Source organism: Bacteroides sp. Marseille-P3684 (genome assembly GCF_900291465.1).
In the GTDB taxonomy this organism is placed as follows: Bacteria; Bacteroidota; Bacteroidia; order Bacteroidales; family Bacteroidaceae; genus Phocaeicola_A.
Map to the genome: position 1 here is coordinate 1,332,486 of NZ_LT985808.1, position 19,718 is coordinate 1,352,203.

At 57.0% G+C, this 19,718-nt stretch carries 11 protein-coding genes; 6 read left to right on the forward strand and 5 right to left on the reverse strand.

Annotated features, from left to right (window positions below; translation table 11 throughout):
- Window positions 1-122: 122 nt before the first annotated feature.
- Window positions 123-1,403, reverse strand: a complete 1,281-nt coding sequence (locus tag C8275_RS05085) for a 6-bladed beta-propeller (protein ID WP_157948176.1) — start codon at window positions 1,401-1,403, stop codon at window positions 123-125.
- Window positions 1,404-1,725: 322 nt separating this feature from the next.
- Window positions 1,726-1,953, reverse strand: coding sequence for a hypothetical protein (locus C8275_RS14625; RefSeq protein ID WP_157948177.1), 228 nt, complete (start codon window positions 1,951-1,953; stop codon window positions 1,726-1,728).
- A gap of 215 nt (window positions 1,954-2,168) precedes the next feature.
- On the opposite strand from C8275_RS14625, the gene C8275_RS05090 reads away from it, so the two are divergent.
- From C8275_RS05090 to C8275_RS05115, 6 genes are all read left to right on the forward strand, one after another.
- Window positions 2,169-3,167 carry a winged helix-turn-helix domain-containing protein gene (locus C8275_RS05090; RefSeq protein ID WP_106484351.1) on the forward strand — a complete coding sequence of 333 codons (999 nt, stop codon included), beginning with the start codon at window positions 2,169-2,171 and terminating at the stop codon, window positions 3,165-3,167.
- An 840-nt stretch (window positions 3,168-4,007) separates the two neighbouring features.
- Window positions 4,008-5,774, forward strand: coding sequence for a tetratricopeptide repeat protein (locus C8275_RS05095; protein WP_157948178.1), 1,767 nt, complete (start codon window positions 4,008-4,010; stop codon window positions 5,772-5,774).
- A gap of 4 nt (window positions 5,775-5,778) precedes the next feature.
- Window positions 5,779-6,864 (forward strand): efflux RND transporter periplasmic adaptor subunit, encoded by a 1,086-nt coding sequence (locus tag C8275_RS05100; protein ID WP_106484353.1) that lies wholly within the window; start codon window positions 5,779-5,781, stop codon window positions 6,862-6,864.
- Between the two features lie 10 nt (window positions 6,865-6,874).
- On the forward strand, window positions 6,875-9,955 hold the full coding sequence (locus C8275_RS05105) for an efflux RND transporter permease subunit (RefSeq protein ID WP_106484354.1): 3,081 nt from the start codon (window positions 6,875-6,877) through the stop codon (window positions 9,953-9,955).
- On the forward strand, window positions 9,936-11,429 hold the full coding sequence (locus tag C8275_RS05110) for a TolC family protein (protein ID WP_106484355.1): 1,494 nt from the start codon (window positions 9,936-9,938) through the stop codon (window positions 11,427-11,429). Before C8275_RS05105 ends, C8275_RS05110 begins: the two co-directional genes overlap by 20 nt.
- Window positions 11,426-14,599 carry an efflux RND transporter permease subunit gene (locus C8275_RS05115; RefSeq protein WP_106484356.1) on the forward strand — a complete coding sequence of 1,058 codons (3,174 nt, stop codon included), beginning with the start codon at window positions 11,426-11,428 and terminating at the stop codon, window positions 14,597-14,599. Before C8275_RS05110 ends, C8275_RS05115 begins: the two co-directional genes overlap by 4 nt.
- A 473-nt stretch (window positions 14,600-15,072) precedes the next feature.
- Here C8275_RS05115 and C8275_RS05120 read toward each other — a convergent pair whose 3' ends face one another.
- The 3 genes from C8275_RS05120 to C8275_RS05130 are packed head-to-tail and all read right to left on the reverse strand — an operon-like array spanning window position 15,073 to window position 19,648.
- Window positions 15,073-17,706 (reverse strand): TIM-barrel domain-containing protein, encoded by a 2,634-nt coding sequence (locus C8275_RS05120; protein WP_234395707.1) that lies wholly within the window; start codon window positions 17,704-17,706, stop codon window positions 15,073-15,075.
- 35 nt (window positions 17,707-17,741) lie between these two features.
- Window positions 17,742-18,761, reverse strand: a complete 1,020-nt coding sequence (locus C8275_RS05125; protein WP_157948179.1) for a GNAT family N-acetyltransferase — start codon at window positions 18,759-18,761, stop codon at window positions 17,742-17,744.
- Window positions 18,749-19,648: a DUF2156 domain-containing protein gene (locus tag C8275_RS05130; protein WP_106484358.1), complete on the reverse strand. Its 900-nt coding sequence runs from the start codon at window positions 19,646-19,648 to the stop codon at window positions 18,749-18,751. Before C8275_RS05130 ends, C8275_RS05125 begins: the two co-directional genes overlap by 13 nt.
- Window positions 19,649-19,718 lie beyond the last annotated feature (70 nt).

Sequence of the window (19,718 nt, forward strand, 5' to 3'; positions counted from 1 at the left end):
TAGTCTCGACTTATTTAGTATACTACAGTCTCTCAATGAGCAGTTCTCATCACACAGAAAACGCAGTCTGGCATCAAGACGGATAAAGCAATTTCAAACTTGAAAAATTATGAATCAACCTTTTATTTTAAATCATAAAATACCAACACCGGATTTCCTTCTTTATCCGCCTGCTTCAAACACGCCTTCAATGCAGGATAGATAATCTCCTCTTCCATATCAAGCAACGAAAGGCTGCCTACCAGCAAATCCCCATCCGTGCCGACTGGCATTGGAAACAAACCGCCCAACCCCAAATCGTCCTGCACGTCAGCGGCTTTCACGTTGGCAACCCGACCCGAAGACTNCTCTTCCATATCAAGCAACGAAAGGCTGCCTACCAGCAAATCCCCATCCGTGCCGACTGGCATTGGAAACAAACCGCCCAACCCCAAATCGTCCTGCACGTCAGCGGCTTTCACGTTGGCAACCCGACCCGAAGACTTATTATAAACCGACAGATACAAGTCTTTTTGAACATAATACTTCACGGCTAAGGCAGCCCGGTTTTCATATACATACAGAAAACGGATATAATCGTCCGACAAGATCTCACGCATTACATCTCCCGAATCTTCCGCTTTTTCAAAGACAGCAGCTTCGGGGAAGGTTCGATCTCCCCACTTCATCTCCAGGCATACCTTCAATGAATCATTCGTCCATTCATAAATCCGGTTCGAAAAATAGGGGTAAACACGTATCTTTCCTTCATAACCATAAAACGGAGCCGTATGCCCATGCAATATCCTGCCGGAAGCCGGTGCATCATATGCAGTGGACAACACATTACCCTCCTTATCTGCCTCTACATATTGCTTTCCGCGGAAAGAATCATTCTGCCGTAAAGGGAAATAATATAGATAATCGCCCTCCGCAGGAACGCAGAAAGCTAAGGGAGCCTGGCCAGGAAGTTTAATATCTTCTTCATATTCAAAGGTTGCCAGATCATACTTCAACAGTTTCGACATCATACGGTCCATCACATACAGTGAGCTGTCGGAGCGGTCAATCCAAAACGAATGCGGACTGAGGAATTCTCCCGGTCCGTTCCCCGTTCCCTCTATCTTATGAATAAACTTTCCGTCCGTTGCCGAAAATACCAGCACCGCATTGGTTTTATACGTATCAAGCAGATAAATCCTGTCTTTCCACACCTCAAGCTGATCTATGCTTCCAAACAACGAGCTATCGGATGTCTCCAAAGGAAGAAAGCGTTCAATCTTTATCAGATCCGAACTTTTGCAACTTTGCACATTACCGAAATCTACAAGCTCCGCTACCGGCTGGCTTTCACCTTTCCGGGAGGTACAACCGACAAATAGAATCAATAAAGTTGTAGTAAATAGAACGAATATTTTATGCATACCTATCATATTACAAGTTTAAATCCATATAGAATAAGGAATAGGAGCTATCTATAACAGAAACACTCCTAGACCCTATTTTAATACTTAAATTACTTCATTTTGGATAAAGACAAAATGAAATCTTAAAATCATTAATATTTATCGTCACTAGAACTTATTTTTACTACTAGCAAGTTTCATTGCCTGTCTTTGTACAATTATAACCTGTACAATCTGGACGGTAAAAACGTTCCCATATTTTTTGAGAATAATCGCCTTCCCCACTAGCTAATGCCAAACAGGAGTAAGCTTGTTAGAAACAATGTTGCTTTATTCATTGTCATCGAGGGATAATATCAATCCAAGCAACCCTGTGACCACCATGAGGACACACTAGGCAACCAAGATCTTTGCAATCAACTTCAGCTGGTTTATCTTCTCCTCCAGCCAAAGCTTCTACATTTTCCAGCAGCAACCCATTGACAGGGGTGTTGTGTTTGTTTAGTCCCAAAATGCATGTACTGCCTAGCAGTATAAGTAATAATGTTTTAGCGTAAATAGTTTTCATATGTGTAGAATTTGGTTTGTGGCAAATGTATAAGACTTACGAATAAAAAGATAACATTCAGGGTATTTTCTATCTAAAATCTTTCGTTGAGGTTTGATTTATACTTTAATAATTAGAAATGTAACGTGAGTGAAAAGAAATGAAACGTGTATAAACGGTTTATTGGAAAATATTAATTATATTTGGCACGAAACGATTTGTAAGATGATAATTGGATGAAGCGATTAAAAGCATTAAAGAAATTTTGTACCAACTATATTTTATGTATTCTAGTATTGACAGGAGTGGTTGGAGGACTTAAAATTTATTCCGTAGAGCGTACAGCCCTGTATTCAAAAACATACCGGGTCTTGCAGGAAACCATCAATCAGGATTATGAAAATCGTATCGGTGGAATTTACCGGCACACGGAAGGGAACAAAAGGAAAAGTCATCGGAAGATAAAGGAACAATGGGTCTATACGGAAAAGGAACTCTATCATGTGGTCTATCAGGACAGTATTTATGTTCCGCAAGCAAGGCAATATGCCGATCAGTTTATGATGGCAACTCAATGCCCCGTCAATCCTAGTGTTATGGCTGGGATATTTAAGGAAAAGCTGATGGAAAATGTAGGTGGGGACTACTCATGTGGCATTATCTATCGGCATAACGGCATCGCCCAATATAGTTTGAATGACACGATTTCTCCTCGGTATGCATCCTGTCTGACTCCAATGAGGTTTCTTGATTTTGCCAACACGGTCAGTGTTCAGGGCTGGGTGGATTATGACGGGCTGACCGTTTTTGTGAACATGCATCCTTTGGGGATGATTGGATTTGTAGTTTTGGATTTCCTGTTGCCGTTGATGCTTCTGACAGGCTATGTGATACGGTGTTATCGGGTTCATATAGTTTTTGATAAGGACGATAAACTGGTATGGATTGATGGAAAGTATTGTGCAATGGCTAAATTGGACCGTCAGATTCTGAAGCTCATTTTGAAGAACAAGGACTATGTGGTTACTCGTGAGGAACTGAAGCAGGCATTTTGGCCTGACAGCATGACTGCTGACAAGAATATAGATACCCATCTTTATACCCTTCGGAAAAACCTGACAGACTTTCCCCGTTATCAATTGGATACGGTCGGGCAAGGAAGATATCAGTTGAAATGTAAACCTTTTAGGAGGATACAGGCATTGGGGCGTTCATTCTGTCAAAATGTCAAATGAACCTCTCCACGGTGCTCTTCCTCGCACCAAAATACAGTTTGATGGATTCGGAGGGCCTTCTCAGGCGATTCGCAAAATACACCTTGTTGCCAAACGGCTTATTCTAGTTGCGTTGCAGTGGGTAAAAATGGGATAGCTACGTCCTTTTACTGTTCATGCCTCTGTTTTACCCCTCTTTTTATTACCTTCCGATTTGTTGACACCGCTCACCTTCTGGAGAGTGAAACTCCGGATTTGTTACTTCCATTTTCCAAACATTTGACTTCCGGGCACGAAACAATAGTGTTTGGCAGATGAAACTATATTGTTTGACGCCTCAAACTATATTGTTTGGCTCGCGAAACAATATTGTTCCGGGCACGTTTTGCCTGTTTTTTGAAAATGAAATGTATAGTTTTCTAAAATCAAAGGCTTTTTCCGTATGTTTCGTTTGCACTCATTCACGTTTCATCTCCAGATTATCGGATTTTTGAAAAGTATGAGTTAGCTGAAAGTCTTGATTTGGGGAAATAATGAAAGTTATTAGTCCGTTTGGCTGACAAGGTGTAAATCGTCTGACAGGCTTTTCCCATGTCTTTTTCGGGGCAAAGCACCAGTCGGATATCGGGGCGAAAACATTGATTTTGGTTCATTCCCAGCCTCAATAAAAAAATTGAGGTCAATATTTGTGCCGGAAAGTAGTCTTGTTTGCGACATATCCTGTACCTTTGAAGTGCTGAACCGTCCGTCGGATGAGACCGGACAAGATGCTTCGGAGAATATTCCGGCAAGGATGTTCACGGCATTTTGTCTTTATCCGGTTTATGGACCAACTTTTACAAGTGAAGAATGAAACAAGCCGTGAAAACATGTATGCCCTATGTGGCGTTGCTCCCTCTGATGGGGTTGCTCGGAGTCGTCTTTGTTTACGACAGCCGTCTGCCTGCCGATTGGCTGGGATGGCAACGCGAATGGCTGTATCATGCCTGTTGGGTCAGTGTGGCATGGCTTTTATTGGTAGGGATTGTACGCCCGCAGTGGCTCCGGCTGTTTCCCCGGATATTGGCAGGGACGTTGATAGCCTTGGGAGGTGTAGAAGCCCTTTGGGGGCTTTGCCAGCTTTTCGGTCTCTGCCCCTCCCGGCATGCGTTGTTCCCCATGACGGGTTCATTTTTCAATCCCGGTCCTTATAGCGGTTATCTGGCACTGGTACTTCCCGTGGCAGTGTTTGAGGCGTTGAGACTTGGGCAGAAACAGTCTCCGGTGCGTTGGGCGGCAGGGAGTGTGGCTTTGCTGATTCTCTGTGTCCTCCCGGGCGGTATGAGCCGTGCAGCGTGGCTGGCGGCAGGTGTATCGCTTGCCTTTGTCATGTTCCGGAGTACGGAGGGGAAACGGCATACGGCGTTTTTCGTTTTCTGCCGGGAGCATCGCCGGATGCTCGTCGGCGTTTTGTGCCTGTTGCTTTGTCTGGCAGCCGTCGGCATTTACCTGCTGAAAAAGGATTCGGCTGACGGAAGGCTGCTCATTTGGAAAGTGGCAATGAAAGAGGTTGTGGCACACCCCGGAGGTGCGGAGATGGATGCAGGTTCAACCTTTTCGGCTGTGTACGGGAATGCACAGGAACGGTATTTCACAGCCGGAGACTATACGGACGCTGAGGCTCGTGTGGCAGCCTCTCCCGAATTTGCATTCAACGACTACATCCAGTTTGCCCTGATGGAGGGAGTCTGGTGTCCGGTGCTGTTGCTGCTGATTGGTATCCTGGCTTTCAGGGGTACTACCCTGAGTGGCGAAGTCGGTCTGGGTGCTGCCTTGCTGTCACTCGGTGTATTCGCCTTTTTTTCTTATCCATTGCAGTTGCCGGCATTTGTCTGTACTTTCTTTCTGCTGGTTGTGGCTTCCTTCTTGGCCTGGGCAGGTCCGAAGGTCGGAAGGTGTGCCGGAAGAAGTTGGCCGATCGTGGCTGTCCCTTTTCTGATGTATATCCTGTTTACTTCGTCAGTTTACTCTTCGTTACACGGCATCACTCATGAGGAGACGTTGCGGTGGACCAAGGCGCGGCAATATTATCGTGTCGGTGCCTATCGGGAAGCCATGGAGGCGTATCGGAAGGTGAAAGGGATGGATGCATGTGCCGACTATCATTTCGAGTTGGGACGTGCCTGCTACAAGAGCGGTGAATGCCTCCCTGCCAAATGGGAACTGGACAAGGCACTGTGCCTTAGCGGAGACCCGATGATCCTGAATCTGCTGGCACAGAATGCATGGAAGGCAGGTTATCCGTTTATGGCGGAAACCTATTTGCAACGTGCCGCCCACAGGGTTCCGTCGCTGACTTATCCTTACTATCTACTGACGAAACTTTATGCTGACCCTTATTTCTACCAGCCGGACCGCTTGCAGGAGGCAGCGCGGATGGTGCTTGAAAGAGAACCCAAAGTCTTTTCACCTGCCATCGCACAGATGCGGGAAGAGGTAAGAGACATCCTGAAAGAGATACAGACTTCTGCCTTGACTCCGGTGGACCGGGACTCCATACGGCGTGACATCCCGTACATGATTGAGAGTGTCACGTTAATCCCTGTCGGACCGGGAGAGGGTGGAGATTCATTAACCTTGAAACAATAACCTTATGACTGGAATCGTATACAGTTCACTTGGAGTGATGATGGCAGCGGTGCTCCTGACTGCCTGCGGACGGGAGGACCGTCCGTCGGTGGAGAAGGAAGGTGTCGAGACCGTCCTGCCTGCCGAGGTGAACGAAGTGTCGGTGATGACCCTCAAGAAGGGAGACTTCAACCACGAACTGGTGAGCAACGGCAAGGTGGAGGCGCGGGCGTATGCCGACTTGAACTTCCGCCTGACCTCGGAACCCGTCGCACGGGTCTATGTGAAAAACGGTGACCATGTGAAGAAAGGGCAGAAGCTCGCCGAACTGAGCCTCTTCACCCTGCAGAACAAGCTGGAGCAGGCGAAGACCTCGCTCGACCAGGCGGACCTGGAGATGCAGGATGTCCTCATCGGACAAGGCTATGCGCCCGACCGTCCGGAGGCGGTGCCGGAGAATGTCATGAAGCTTGCGCGTGTACGGAGCGGCTACGAACAGAGCCGGGCGAACTACGAGCTGGCACGGTATGAGTTGCAGCAGGCTGTGCTGACTGCTCCCTTCGACGGCGTGGTGGCAAACCTTTTCGGCAAGCAGTACAACCGTCCTGACGGGGCGGAGCCGTTCTGCCGCATCATTGCCACGGCAGGCATGGAGGTGGAGTTCTCCGTGCTGGAGAGCGAGCTTCCGCTCATCAGACGGGGCGACGAGGTGGATGTCTCTCCCTATGCGGCGACGGTCGCTGCACGGAAGGGGCGGGTGACGGAAATCAACCCGTTGGTCGACGAAAACGGCATGGTGCGTGTGAAGGCACAGGTCGACGGAGGCAGCCAGCTCTTCGACGGTATGAACGTCCGCGTCACAGTGAAACGTCGGGTGCCGGGACAGCTTGTGGTGCCAAAGACGGCGGTGGTGCTCCGCTCGGGCAGGCAGGTGGTCTTCACTCTCCGGGAGGGGAAAGCCCAGTGGAACTACGTGCAGACCGGACTGGAGAACATGACCGAATACACCGTCACCGGTGACGGTCTGGAGGAAGGAGCGCAGGTCATCGTGACGGGCAACGTGAACCTGGCACACGAGACACCCGTCAGAGTCGTCGGACAGAAGAAATAGGAGTGCGGTCATGGTCAAGTTTCTCATCCGGCGTCCCATTGCCGTACTGATGGCGTTCACCGCCAGCTTCATCATCGGACTGGTGACCTACTTCGCCCTGCCCGTGTCGTTGCTGCCCGACATCGACATCCCCCAGATCACCATCCAGGTGACGGGCGACAACATGTCGGCACGCGAACTGGAGAACACGCTGGTCGCTCCCGTCCGCCGTTCCCTGCTCCAGGTCTCGGGGCTGGACGAGATGCGCAGCGAGACACGCGACGGTTCGGGCATCATCCGTCTGTCGTTCGATTTCGGGACGGATACAGACCTGGCGTTCATCGAGGTGAATGAGAAAATCGACGCCGCCATGAACAGCCTCCCCCGCGATGCCACCCGTCCGAAAGCCATCAAGGCAAGCGCCACGGACATCCCCGTCTTCTACCTCAACATGACGCTGAAGGACGGGCTGCCCTATGCACCCGTCGACGAACAGGCATTCCTGCAACTCTGCGAACTGGCGGACAACGTCGTGCGCCGCCGCATCGAACAGTTGCCACAGGTGGCGATGGCGGACGTCACCGGCATACCGGGAAGGATGCTCCGCCTCGTGCCTGACCGTGCGAAGATGGAAAGCCTGGGACTGACCATCGCCGACCTGGAAAATGCCTTGGCTGCCAACAACGTGGAGCCGGGCAGCATGCTCGTGCGCGACGGATACTATGAGTACAACATCCGCATCGCCTCGCTCCTGCGTACCCCCGAGGACGTGGAGCGGATTTACCTGAACGTGGACGGACGCATCCTGCAACTGAAGGACATCTGCCGCGTGCAGGTGGTGTCGCAGAAGGAGTTGGGACGTTCGCTGGCAGACGGCAAGCGTGCCGTGACCCTCGCCATCATCAAGCAGTCGGAGGAGAACATGGACAACCTCAAGGCGGAGCTGAAGCGCACGACCGACTATTTCTCCCGCCTCTATCCCTCCATCGAGTTCTCGGTGAGCCGTAACCAGACGGAGCTGCTCGACTACACCATCTCCAACCTGCAGCAGAACTTCACACTGGGATTCCTGCTGATATTCGTGGTCGCCATCCTCTTCATCGGGGACGTGCGCTCTCCCCTGGTCATCGGCATCAGCATGGTGACGTCGGTGGTCATCACCTTCTTCTTCTTTTACATCTGCCGGGTGTCACTGAACATCATCTCCCTCTCCGGACTGATTCTCGCCGTGGGTATGATGATCGACAACGCCATCATCGTCACCGAGAACGTGTCGCAGTACCGGGAACGGGGCTATTCGCTCCGTCGGGCAGCCGTGGCGGGCACGACCGAGATGATTACGCCCATGCTGAGTTCGTCGCTCACGACCATTGCGGTGTTCGTTCCGCTGGTGTTCATGAGCGGCATTGCGGGAGCCATCTTCATGGACCAGGCTTTCTCCATCACGTCCGGGCTGCTGGTGTCCTACTTCACGGGCATCATGCTGCTGCCGGTGCTCTACCTGCTGTTCTACCGCATTGCCCTGCGGAAGCACAACTGGCTGACGCGCAACTTCAGGGAGGTGCTGAAGAATGACTGGCTGGAACGGTTCTACGATGCCGGCATCCGTTGGACGTTTGCCCACAAGCGGCTCAGCCTGCTGCTGGGGCTGCTCACCCTGCCCCTGTGTGTGGTCATGTTCCAGGTGCTGGACAAGGAGCGCATGCCGGAAATCACGCAGAGCGAACTGATTGTCAAGGTCGGCTGGAACGAGAACATCCACGTGGAGGAGAACGAACGGCGCGTGAACGACCTGATGCGCGAGGTGGACAGCCTCGTCGTCGAACACACGGCATACGTCGGCATACAGGATTATGTGCTCAATGCGGACGAGGAGCTGGCTGCCGACGAGGCGGAACTGTACTTCAAGACCGCTTCCCCCGACGATGTGGGGAAGGTCGAAGCGCAGGTGAAGGACTTCTTCCGCCGCAACTATCCGGATGCAGTCGTGACGTTCGCCCCGCCCATGACCGTCTTTGAGAAGCTCTTCGTCACCGGAGAGCCCGACGTAGTGGCACGCCTGCATGCCGCGGACAAAGGCACGGCGCCCGACCCCGCTGCACTGAAGGAACTGGAGCAACGGATTGCCGGCGCGACGGGCATACAACCCGAGGGAGTCGCCTTCCGCAGCCAGCTCAACCTGGTCATCGACCGGAGCAAGCTGCTGGTCTATCATGTCGACTACAACGAGGTGCTGCGCACCCTGCGCACGGTCTTCAAGGAGAACCGCACCTCGACGCTGCACTCCTATCAGCAATACCTCCCCATCGTGATTGCCGGCAACGAGAAGACCGTGAGCGGAGTGCTGGCGGAGACGCTTGTGGAGAACACGCCTCCGGCAGGAGAGGAGACACAGTATGTCCCCCTGCGCGAACTGGTGACGGTCGTGCCGGGTGAGGACCTGAAAAGCATCACCGCCGGACGCAACGGCGAGTACATCCCCCTGAACTTCTACGGCGTGGACGATGCGCCCCGCCTGATGGAGGAGGTCAGGGACGTGGTGACGGAGGCAGGCGGCTGGGACGTCGACTTCGGAGGCAGCTTCTTCTCCAACCGGCGGATGATGGGCGAGCTGATGGTCATCCTGCTCATCTCCATCCTGATGATGTACTTCATCCTCTGTGCCCAGTTCGAGAGCTTCCTCCAGCCGCTGATTGTCCTGTCCGAGGTGCCCATGGACACCGCGTTCGCCCTGCTCTGCCTGTGGCTGTGCGGCCATACGCTCAACCTCATGTCCGCCATCGGCATCATCGTGTCCTGCGGTATCGTCATCAACGACTCCATCCTGAAGATTGACAGCATCAACGAGCTGCGAAAGCAGGGGATGCCGCTCTTCGACGCCATCCACACCGCGGGTATCCGGCGTCTGCGTGCCATCATCATGACCACGCTGACGACCATCTTTGCCATGGTGCCGCTGCTCTTCACGTCCGACATCGGTTCGGAGTTGCAGAAGCCCTTGTCGATAGCCATGATTGGTGCGATGGCGGTGGGCGTCGTCATCAGCTTGTTTATTGTCCCCTTGATATATTGGTATGTTTACAGAAGAAACTATGAGAATACGAAGAATTGAGATACTCGTGTGCCTGCTGCTGTGCCTTGCCGCCGGAGCACATGCACAGCGTACGTTGAGGCTGACCCTCGGACGGACCATCGAGATGGCGAATGACAGTTCGCTCTCGGCGTTCCGCAACCAGAACATGTACCTCTCGGGCTACTGGGAGTACCGGACGTACAAGGCGGAGCGCCTGCCCAGCCTGACGATGAACCTGACGCCGGCACGTTACTACCGCTACATCACCCAACGCTACGACTCGGAGATGGACATGGACGTCTACCGCGAACAGCAGATGTTCAGCGCCACGGGCGGACTGAGCCTGGAACAGAACTTCGACTGGTTGGGCGGACGCTTCTATGTGGACACGCAGCTCGACTTCATGCGCAACTTCGGCGACACGAAGTCCACCCAGTATTCTGCCGTGCCCGTCCGCATCGGCTACGAGCAGGACCTCTTGGGCTATAACGCCTTCCACTGGGACCGCAAAATCGAGCCGCTGAAGTTCGAGAAGGCGAAGAAGCAGTTCGTCTACCAGACCGAGCAGGTGTCCGAGGAGGCGGTGACCTACTTCTTCGAGCTCGCCATGGCACAGGCGGAGTACAACCTTGCCAGGGAGAACCTTGCCAGCTCGGACACGCTCTACGCCATCGGGGAACGACGTCAGCAGATTGCCGCCATCTCGCAGGCGGACCTCCTCACGCTGCGGCTTGACCGGGTGAACGCCCGCAATGCCCTGCGCAACTCCGAGATTTCCCTCAAGCGTGCCATGTCGGCACTGGCGACCTTCCTCAACCTCGACAAGGACACCCGCATCGAGATAGACCTCCCCGTGCGTCCGCGAACCCTGTCGGTACTTGCCGATGAGGCGCTGGGACATGCCCGGGCAAACAACCCGGTCTACCTGGAGCAGCGGCAGAACATCCTGGAGGCGGAGCGCGAGGTCGACCGCACGAAGAAGGAGTCCCACTTCAACGCCAGCTTCAATGCCAGCGTCGGCTTCAACCAGGTGGCGGACAACTTCCGGGCGGCATACCGCAATCCCCTCCAGCAGGACCTCGTCTCCCTCAGCATCTCCATCCCGTTGGTGGACTGGGGCGTGCGCAAGGGCAAGTACAACATGGCAAAGAACAACCTCGACGTGGTGAAGATTGCCGCCCGGCAGGAGGAAATCAGCGTGGAGGAAGACGTGGTGATGACGGTCAACGACTTCAACGTGCAGCAGGACCTCATCCGGAGCGCCGAGGAGGCGCTCGACCTGGCGGAGATGGCATACGACCAGACACGCCGACGCTTCATCATCGGCAAGTCGGACATCAACAGCCTGACTCTCTCGCTCAACCGTCAGCAGGAGGCGTGGAAGAACTACATCGGCGCCCTGCAGAACTACTGGCTGAACTACTACAAGATACGTCGCCTGACGCTCCATGACTTCGAACACGGATGCGCCCTGTTCGACCGTTTCGACTTTGATAAAGGTTCCTACCGATGAAGCAGGAAGAGACACATACGCACGGCTTCTCCTCGTTCACGCTCATCGTGACCTTCGTCTGCCTCTCGCTCGTCGGGCTGGCGCTCCTGCCGCTCCTGCCGGTCAAGCTCTCTCCCTCGCACACCCTGCCCAGGCTCACGGTCTCCTTCTCGATGCCGGGCAATCCCGCGCCGGTGGTCGAGTCGGAAGTGACCAGCAAGCTGGAGGGACTGCTCTCGCGCGTCCGTGGAGTGAGAAAGGTGTCCTCCACTTCGGACAACGGCAGCGGACGGGTCACCATCGAGCTGGACAGACATGCCGGGGTGGACGTCGTGCGTTTCGAGGTCTCCACGCTGATACGCCAGCTCTGGTCGCAGCTGCCCGACGGGGTGAGCTATCCGCAGATTACCGCCCAACAGTCCGACGACCGTTCGGCACGCCCCTTCCTGACCTATACGCTCAATGCACCTGCCGCCCCCTTCGTCATCCAGCGTTACGGCGAGGAGAACATCAAGCCGCTGCTCTCGCAGATAAAGGGCATCTACAAGGTGGAGCTGAGCGGAGCCACGCCCATGGAGTGGAGGCTGACCTATGACAACACCCGGCTGGAGCAGGCGGGCATCACGGTCAGCGATATCCGCGCAGCCATCCAGGAGCACTACGACCGGGAGTTCCTGGGCATCTGCCGGGTCGACGACGAAGGGGGATGGATGCGCCTCGTCCGCGTCACCGACGGGGTGGAGGAGGAGTTCCGTCCTGCCGACATCTGGGTGCGGAGCCGTTCGGGAGAAGCCGTCCGGCTGGACAAGCTCGTCCGCGTGACACACGAGGAGCAGGAACCGGACAGCTACTTCCGCATCAACGGACTGAACTCCGTCTACCTCTCCCTCACCGCCGAGGAGACGGCGAACCAGCTGGAACTCGCCCGCAACGTGCGGCAGGCGATGGACGAGGTGCAGCGCACCATGCCCGCCGGCTATGAGGTGCACACGAGCTACGATGCGACCGAGCACATCAGTCGCGAGCTGGACACCATCTACTTCCGCACGGGCATGACCGTCCTCATCCTCCTGCTCTTCGTCGCCCTCATCACCCGCAACCTGCGCTACCTGCTGCTCATCGTGCTCAGCCTGTCGGTGAACATGGCGGTGGCGTTCATCTTCTATTACCTCTTCGGGCTGGAGATACAGCTCTACTCGCTGGCAGGCATCACCATCTCGCTCAACCTGGTCATCGACAACACCATCGTCATGACCGACCACATCACCCGGCGGCGCGACCTGAAGGCGTTCCTCTCCATCCTTGCCGCCACGCTGACGACCATCGGCGCGCTGGTCATCATCTTCTTCCTCGACGAGAAGGTGCGGCTCAACCTGCAGGACTTTGCCGCCGTGGTCATCATCAACCTCGCCGTCTCGCTGCTGGTGGCGCTCTTCTTCGTGCCCCCTGTCATCGACAAAATCGGGTTGGAGCGCCGCCGTCCCCGTCATCCGCGTCTGTGGATGAAGAGACTGACGGTGCGGTTCACCCGTTTCTACCGCGTGCTCATCGGCGGACTGTGCCGCTTCCGGGTGGCGGTCTGCCTGCTCCTGCTCCTGGGGTTCGGTCTGCCGGTGTTCCTCCTGCCGGAGGAAATCAAGGATGCCAAAGGCTTCTGGGCGGAGCTTTACAACCGCGTGTTTGCGGGCAGCACCTACCAGGAGGACATCCGTCCCGTGGTCGACAAGGCGCTGGGCGGCTCGCTGCGTCTGTTTGTGGAGAAGGTCTATAACGGAAGCTACCTGGACAGCCGCGAAGACGAGGTGACGCTCTCCATCAATGCCACCCTGCCCAACGGCAGCACGCTGGAGCAGATGAACAACCTGGTGAAGCAGATGGAGACCTACCTGAGCGGCTTTGACGAGATACGCCAGTTCCAGACCTCGGTCTACGACGCCCGCCGTGCCACCATACAGGTCTTCTTCAAGAAGGAGCACGAGCACAGCGGCTTTCCCTACGTCCTCAAGTCGAGCGTCATCAGCAAGGCACTCACCCTGGGCGGCGGCAGCTGGAGCGTCTACGGCCTGCAGGACCAGGGCTTCAGCAACGACGTCCGCGAGTCTGCCGGAAGCCTGCGCGTGAAGATGTTCGGCTACAACTACGACGAGCTGTCCCATTGGGCGGACGAGATGACCCGCCAGCTGCTCTCGCACCGACGCATCAAGGAGGTGACCGTCAGCTCGGAGTTCTCCTACTGGAAGGACGACTACTCGGAGTTCTACCTGGAGTTCGACAAGGAGCGCATGGCGAAGGAAGGGCTGACGGCGAGTGCACTCTTTGCCGTCCTGCAACCCGTGTTCATGCACGACCAGCCTGCCGCCACGGTGGTCTTTGACGGACGGGCGGAGAGCCTGCGCCTGTCTTCGGTCCAGAGCAGCGCCTACGACGTGTGGAGCCTGATGGGGATGCCCTTCCGCGTCGGCGGACGCTCCTACAAGCTCTCGGACGTGGCGACCGTGACGAAGGTGCAGGCGCCGAAGAAGATAGCCAAGGAGAACCAGCAGTACGTCCTCTGCCTGCAATACGAGTACATCGGTTCGTCGGAGCAGGGGCGCAAGCTGTTGGAGAAGGACGTGGAGGAGATGCGGACGCGCCTTCCGCTGGGCTATACGGTGGAAATCCAGCAGGAGCACTGGAGGTGGGGCAACGGCGACGCGGGGCAGTACGCGCTGTTGCTCATCGTGGTTGCCATCATCTTCTTCATCACCTCCATCCTGTTCAACTCGCTGAAGCAGCCGCTGGCAATCATCTTCGTGATACCCGTCTCCTACATCGGCGTATTCCTGACGTTCTATCTCTTCGGGTTGAACTTCGACCAGGGCGGCTTTGCTTCGTTCGTCCTGCTGTGCGGCATCACGGTGAACGCCAGCATCTACATCCTCAACGAGTACAATGCCATCCGTCGCCGTCAGCCCCGTCTGGATGCGCTTCGTGCCTACACCAAGGCATGGAACGTGAAGGTTGTCCCCATCTTCCTGACGGTCGTCTCCACCATCCTGGGCTTCATCCCCTTCATGGTAGGCGAGGAGAAGGAGGGCTTCTGGTTTCCCTTGGCAGCCGGCACCATCGGGGGGCTGGTCCTGTCGCTCGTCGGCATTTTCTTCTATCTTCCCATCTTTTCGCTGAAGCGGCAGAAGGTCATGAAGCGGTAAGCGGACGCCGCGCCTGCGCGTCAGTCGACATGCCTTCCTTTTCCTTCCTCCGCCTTGCGGATACGTCGTATCCAGCTTCAAAAGGATTTGTTTGGCGGAAGATACGTCGTATCCAGCGTCAAAATGAATTATTTGGTGGAAGATACGACGTATCCAGCTTCAAAATGAATTATTTGTTAAAGGATACGACGTATCTAGCTTCAAAGTAAATTATTTGTTAAAGGATACGACGTATCCAGCGCCAAAAGGAATTGCGGGGCGAAAGAAACGGCATTTCCGGGAACGGGGAGGGGAGAAGGCGGGGGATGTCGGCAGGNTCGAGATCTACACGCGTAAGATCGTCGGCAGCGTCAGATGTGTATAAGAGACAGGGATGTCGGCAGGCGGGGCGTCCGCTGAACCCCGGAGAAGGGTGTGAAAAAGGAAACGCGGACGAAGGGGAAGTGGAGATCCCTTTCGTCCGCGTGTTTGCTTTACCAGCTCACCGTCACGGCACGTCCGTCGTAGGTCACCGGACGGGTGACGGGCTGTTGCCCCCTGTCGTGCAGGATGAGGCGGATGGGGCGTTCCGTCCGCATGCCTTCGAAGCTGCCCTGACGCGGATGCAGCGTCAGCGTCCGCCGGGCATCATCCCACGTCAGGCGGACGGTGGCACAGGCGCCCTGCTCGTAGCGGTAGTTCGTGCCCTCGTCCTCGTAGAGCGTGAAGCTGCCGTCCGCGCCGGCATAGATGTGTATCTCCCAGTCCGCGCGACGTGCCTCGACGGTCGACTGGAGCTCCCCTTCCGCCAAGGGAAGGATGCTGCCTGCACGGACGAACACGGGGATGTGCTCCGGACTGACGGGGAGGGTCCGGATGCCGTCGCCGTCCGTCGGGAGACCCGTCCAGAAGTCATACCAGCCGCCGGGCGTGGCAGGAAGGTAGACGTCGGTGACAGACAGCCCGGGAGCGGTCACGGGAGCCACCAGCAGGGCGCTGCCGAACATGTATTCGGTGGTCTGACGCAGGGCGAGCGTGTCGTGCGGGAAGTCCATCACGAGCGGACGCATCAGCGTGCCGTGGCGGAAGGTGATGTCCGCCGCTCCGGCATACAGGTAGGGGAAGAGGCGGTAGCGGACGGCAAGTGCGGCGCGTGCCTGACGGGTTACCTCGGGTCCGTAGTTCCAGAACTCCGTGTCCGTCATGTAGCCGTGGACGCGCATCAGGGGAAGGAAGACCGACGTCTGCAACCAGCGCAGGAAGCACTCCCGGTATGCCGCGTCGGCGTATTGGTTGGCGGGGCGGAAGAAGCCTCCGGCATCGTACGTCCACCAGGGCAGTCCCGACGCCATCATGCCCAGTCCCGCGGTGAGTTGCCGACGGAAGGTGTCCCAGTCATGCCCCACGTCGCCCGACCAGGTGGCGGCGGCGTAACGTTGCATGCCGGGAAAGCCGCTGCGGGTCAGAATCATCGTCCGTTTGTCGGGCACGTCGTGGCGCGACCCTTCATAGACCGTCCGTGTGACCAGCAGCGGGTAGACGTTGCGCAGCAGTTCGCCGGGCAGGCTGTCTCCGGCGATGCGCCGTCCCACGAGGTCGTCGTTCTCCGGTTCGGTGGCGTCCTGCCACCAGGCGTCGATGCCGTAGGGGCGTAGCAGACGGGAGGAGAACTCCTGCCAGTAGCAGGCGGCGGCATGCGGGTTGAAGAAGTCGACCCACGACGTGCCGGGGATGTAGTAGCCCTTGTCGGTGAGCCGTTGCCCGACTTCCGACTGCGGGTCGACCTTGGACCACACCGAGACCATGAAGCGCAGGTCGCGGGCGTGCAGGTCCCGTACCAGTGCCGCCGGGTCGGGATAGTGTTCCTCGTCGAAACGCATGGCGTTCCAGCCGTATTTGCCCCAGTACTGCCAGTCCTGCACGATGACATCCACGGGCAGCCGTTCGGCGCGGAAGCGGTTTGCCGTCGCGAGAATCTCCTCCTGCGAATGGAAGCGTTCGCGGCAGTGGATGTAGCCCAGTGCCCAGTCCGGCATCAGGGGAACGCCGCCCGTCAGGGTGCGGTATCCGGCGATGACCTCGTCGGGCGTTCCGGCAAAGAGGGTGTAGTCCACCGCGTCGGCGACGGGCGAGCGGAAGACGGTCCGGTCGTCCACGGGCTTATAATATAAGGTAGGGCGGTCGTCTTTCTCCAGCAGGGCGCGTACGGAGTGGGTTCCGGCATCCAGTTCCACGATCAGCGAGGTGGTGGGAGGCAGCCACGTGTTCCGTATGTCCACCAGCACCTTCCCGTCGATTTCCAGCTGATGCCGTCGCGCCATCGTCCGCCCGACATCGAGCAGCAGGGCGTAGCGTCCCTTTTGCGGGACGGTCCATGTGGCGGTGAAGGCAGCCCCTTCGCGTACTTCCTGCTTGCCGCCTTCGGTGGAGGTCACGTCGACCACCGTCTTCTCGCCCGACGCACCTTCCGGAGCCAGGGTGAGCCGTCCGTCGGCAGGGTTGAAGTCCGTCAGACCGTAGTTGTTCCACAGCAGTCCGTAGCCTTTGTTCGAGAGGATGAAGGGGATGGCTATCTGGGTGTTGACCTGCGTCAGCCGGCGCGTCAGTCCGCGGACGTTGAGCTGTCCGTCCTGGAACTGTCCCAGTCCGTAGAGGTATTCGTCCGCCGGGGAGCGGAATGTCTGTTGCGCTTCGTAGGTCTTCTCGTCCTGTACCCGGGCAGGGAGCAGGTGTCGTCCTTCCTCGCGCAGGAGTGTCTCACCCGCGGACGAGAAGTAGGCGAGGCGTCCGCTCGGCTTGTCGACCGTCACGGTGAGGCGTGGGAGGGTGAGGGTCAGGGTCTCTCCGTGCTCTTCCACACGGAAGTCCGGCGTCTGCCGGTTGATGTAAATCCACTCCGGCAAGTCATGGACCGGTTCCTTGACGAATTGGACGCGCACGGCGTTGTCCGCCATCGGCAGGAGGCAGAGCGTCCCGCTGTCGGTGTGGCAGATGAGGCTCCGGTTCTCCTGACGGAAGGAGCGGATGGTTTGTCCGTCGGCTGACGAAGCCAGCAGCAAGGCTCCTGCCAGCAGCATCTTCGTGCGGAGGGACCGGAACAGTCGTAGTTTGTTGTACAGGTGTCTCATGGTTTGATGGTTTATGTTTGTGATTCGGTGGGGTGTCAGTTCAGCATCAGGCTCATGTAGGGGCGTTCGTCGCTCCACAGCCGGGCGGCAAGTTCGCCGATGCCTGTGGGGATGCCCTCGTCCGGAGCAGCCGGAGTGGCTGTGCCCTGCGAGAGGCGGACGCAGACGTTGTTTTCGGGGATGTCCGGGTCGGAGATGCGCCAGCAGGCTTCCGTGTCGGGGTGCGTCCGTGCATGGAGCGCCAGGACGTCTGCCACGCGGATGATGCGCAGCATGCCCAGCGGACGCCCCGCCTCGTCGGGAGCCACGGGATGCAGGCATTCCGTCTCCTGCATGAACGTGTGTTCGCAAGCCCGGTTGACCAGCGTCCGTGCCACGGCAGGCGTGTCGGCAAGGCACTCGCCGATGCGGCAGACGTCCGGTGTGGGAACACAGAAGGCAAGTCCCGTCACCGTCCCGTCGCGGCGGGCTACCCAGAGGCTGCCTTCGCTCAGGTAGAGGTCGGCGAGCACCACGCCGAAGTCCTCCTCGGAGTGCAGGACGCAGCAGGGACGTTCCGCCATCTTCCGGCTGAAGTAGGCGTACACGTCCCGACTGTCTTCCCGGTATTCGCTGACCGTCACGGTGTCGTCCCCCGGCGCGATGGAGAGCCGGCGCCAGTCATAGACGAACAGCGGTGCATAGCCCGACGTCGCATAGCAGTCGAAGAGCCACGGCTCGGCGGGAATCAGGGAACTGACGGGGCAGCCCTCGGCATACAGCCGCCGGTGCGTCTGTCTGAGCAGACGGCGCATGAGCCCCTGTCTCCGTGCCTGCGGATGGGTGCAGACCCCTGAGAGGTAGGCGAGCGGAAGGCGGGCTCCCCACGTCTGCAGCTCGTAGGGGATGAGCTGAAGGGCGGACACCACCTGCCCGTCGCGGAGGATTGCCTCGTTGAGCGCGTCGCGGTAGCGCAGGCGGAAGTAGAGGTCGATGAACTCCGGCGTGTCGCGGAAGCACAGCTCCCACAGGTGGCGCACGGAGCTTTTCAGGTCAGCGGAAGTCATTTCGTGCATACGGCAATCCATTTTTCCAGGAGCACCTCGGGGTAGTAGGAAAGCTTTGCCTTGCGCAGGCCTTCCAGCCCCAGGTCCTCCTCGCGGTTGATGAAGAAGTACTGTTCGGGGATGTGGTTGGCAAACTCGTAGTTAATCATGGTGTACGAACCCTCGATGTCGACGTCCGCCTTCTCCACACAGACATCGAACGTGTTGGCGTTGATGGGCGCGCCGAAGGTGAACGCCACGATGCGTCCGCCGACATGGAGCACGCCGCCCAGCAACCCGAGCTCGTCGAAGTGGTTCAGGGCGTCGGTCAGCGAGCGGTGTTCGTCCTCCAGCTCCCGGCGCTCCTCTTCCGTGGTCTCGTTCAGGCGGCACCAGCGGTCGGCAAGCTCCAGGCACTCCGGCACGAGGGTGGCGTCCAGCGGAAGGTACTGATAGTCGGGGTAGGTGCGCAGGAACTTGTTGATGTGGTTGCGCTTGGGCTGGTAGCGTTTGCCCTTCAGCGTGGCAAGGTCGGTGCGCAGGTAGATGTAGTCATAGTAGTCGCGGTCGGCAGTGAAGCGGAAGCAGTCGGGTGCGGCTTCCTCCAGGTCGGCACGCATGTGCGAGCATACGCCCATCATGCGGAAGGTCTCTCCCTCGGCTTCGGCATCCTCCTTCAGGTCGTGCAGGACCGCCCGCAGGTCGCCGTCGCCCACGGGCATCATGTAGCACGCATGTCCGTCGACTCGGAATTTAATTAACAGGAATCCGTCCTTCTCAGCCAGTTGGGTCTGGTACAGGAACCGCCAGCTGTAGAGGTTGGAGAAGGACAGGTCGCAGTTCCGTCGGGTACTCGTCAGTGTGTACCGCAACACCCTCTCCCGGTCGGAGAGGGAAATCTCGTTGAAAGCAATCATATTCGGTCGTTCATCTTAAAGCATCAGAATGCGCAAAGGTAGGCAGAAGGGCGAAAAAAGTGTTATCAAA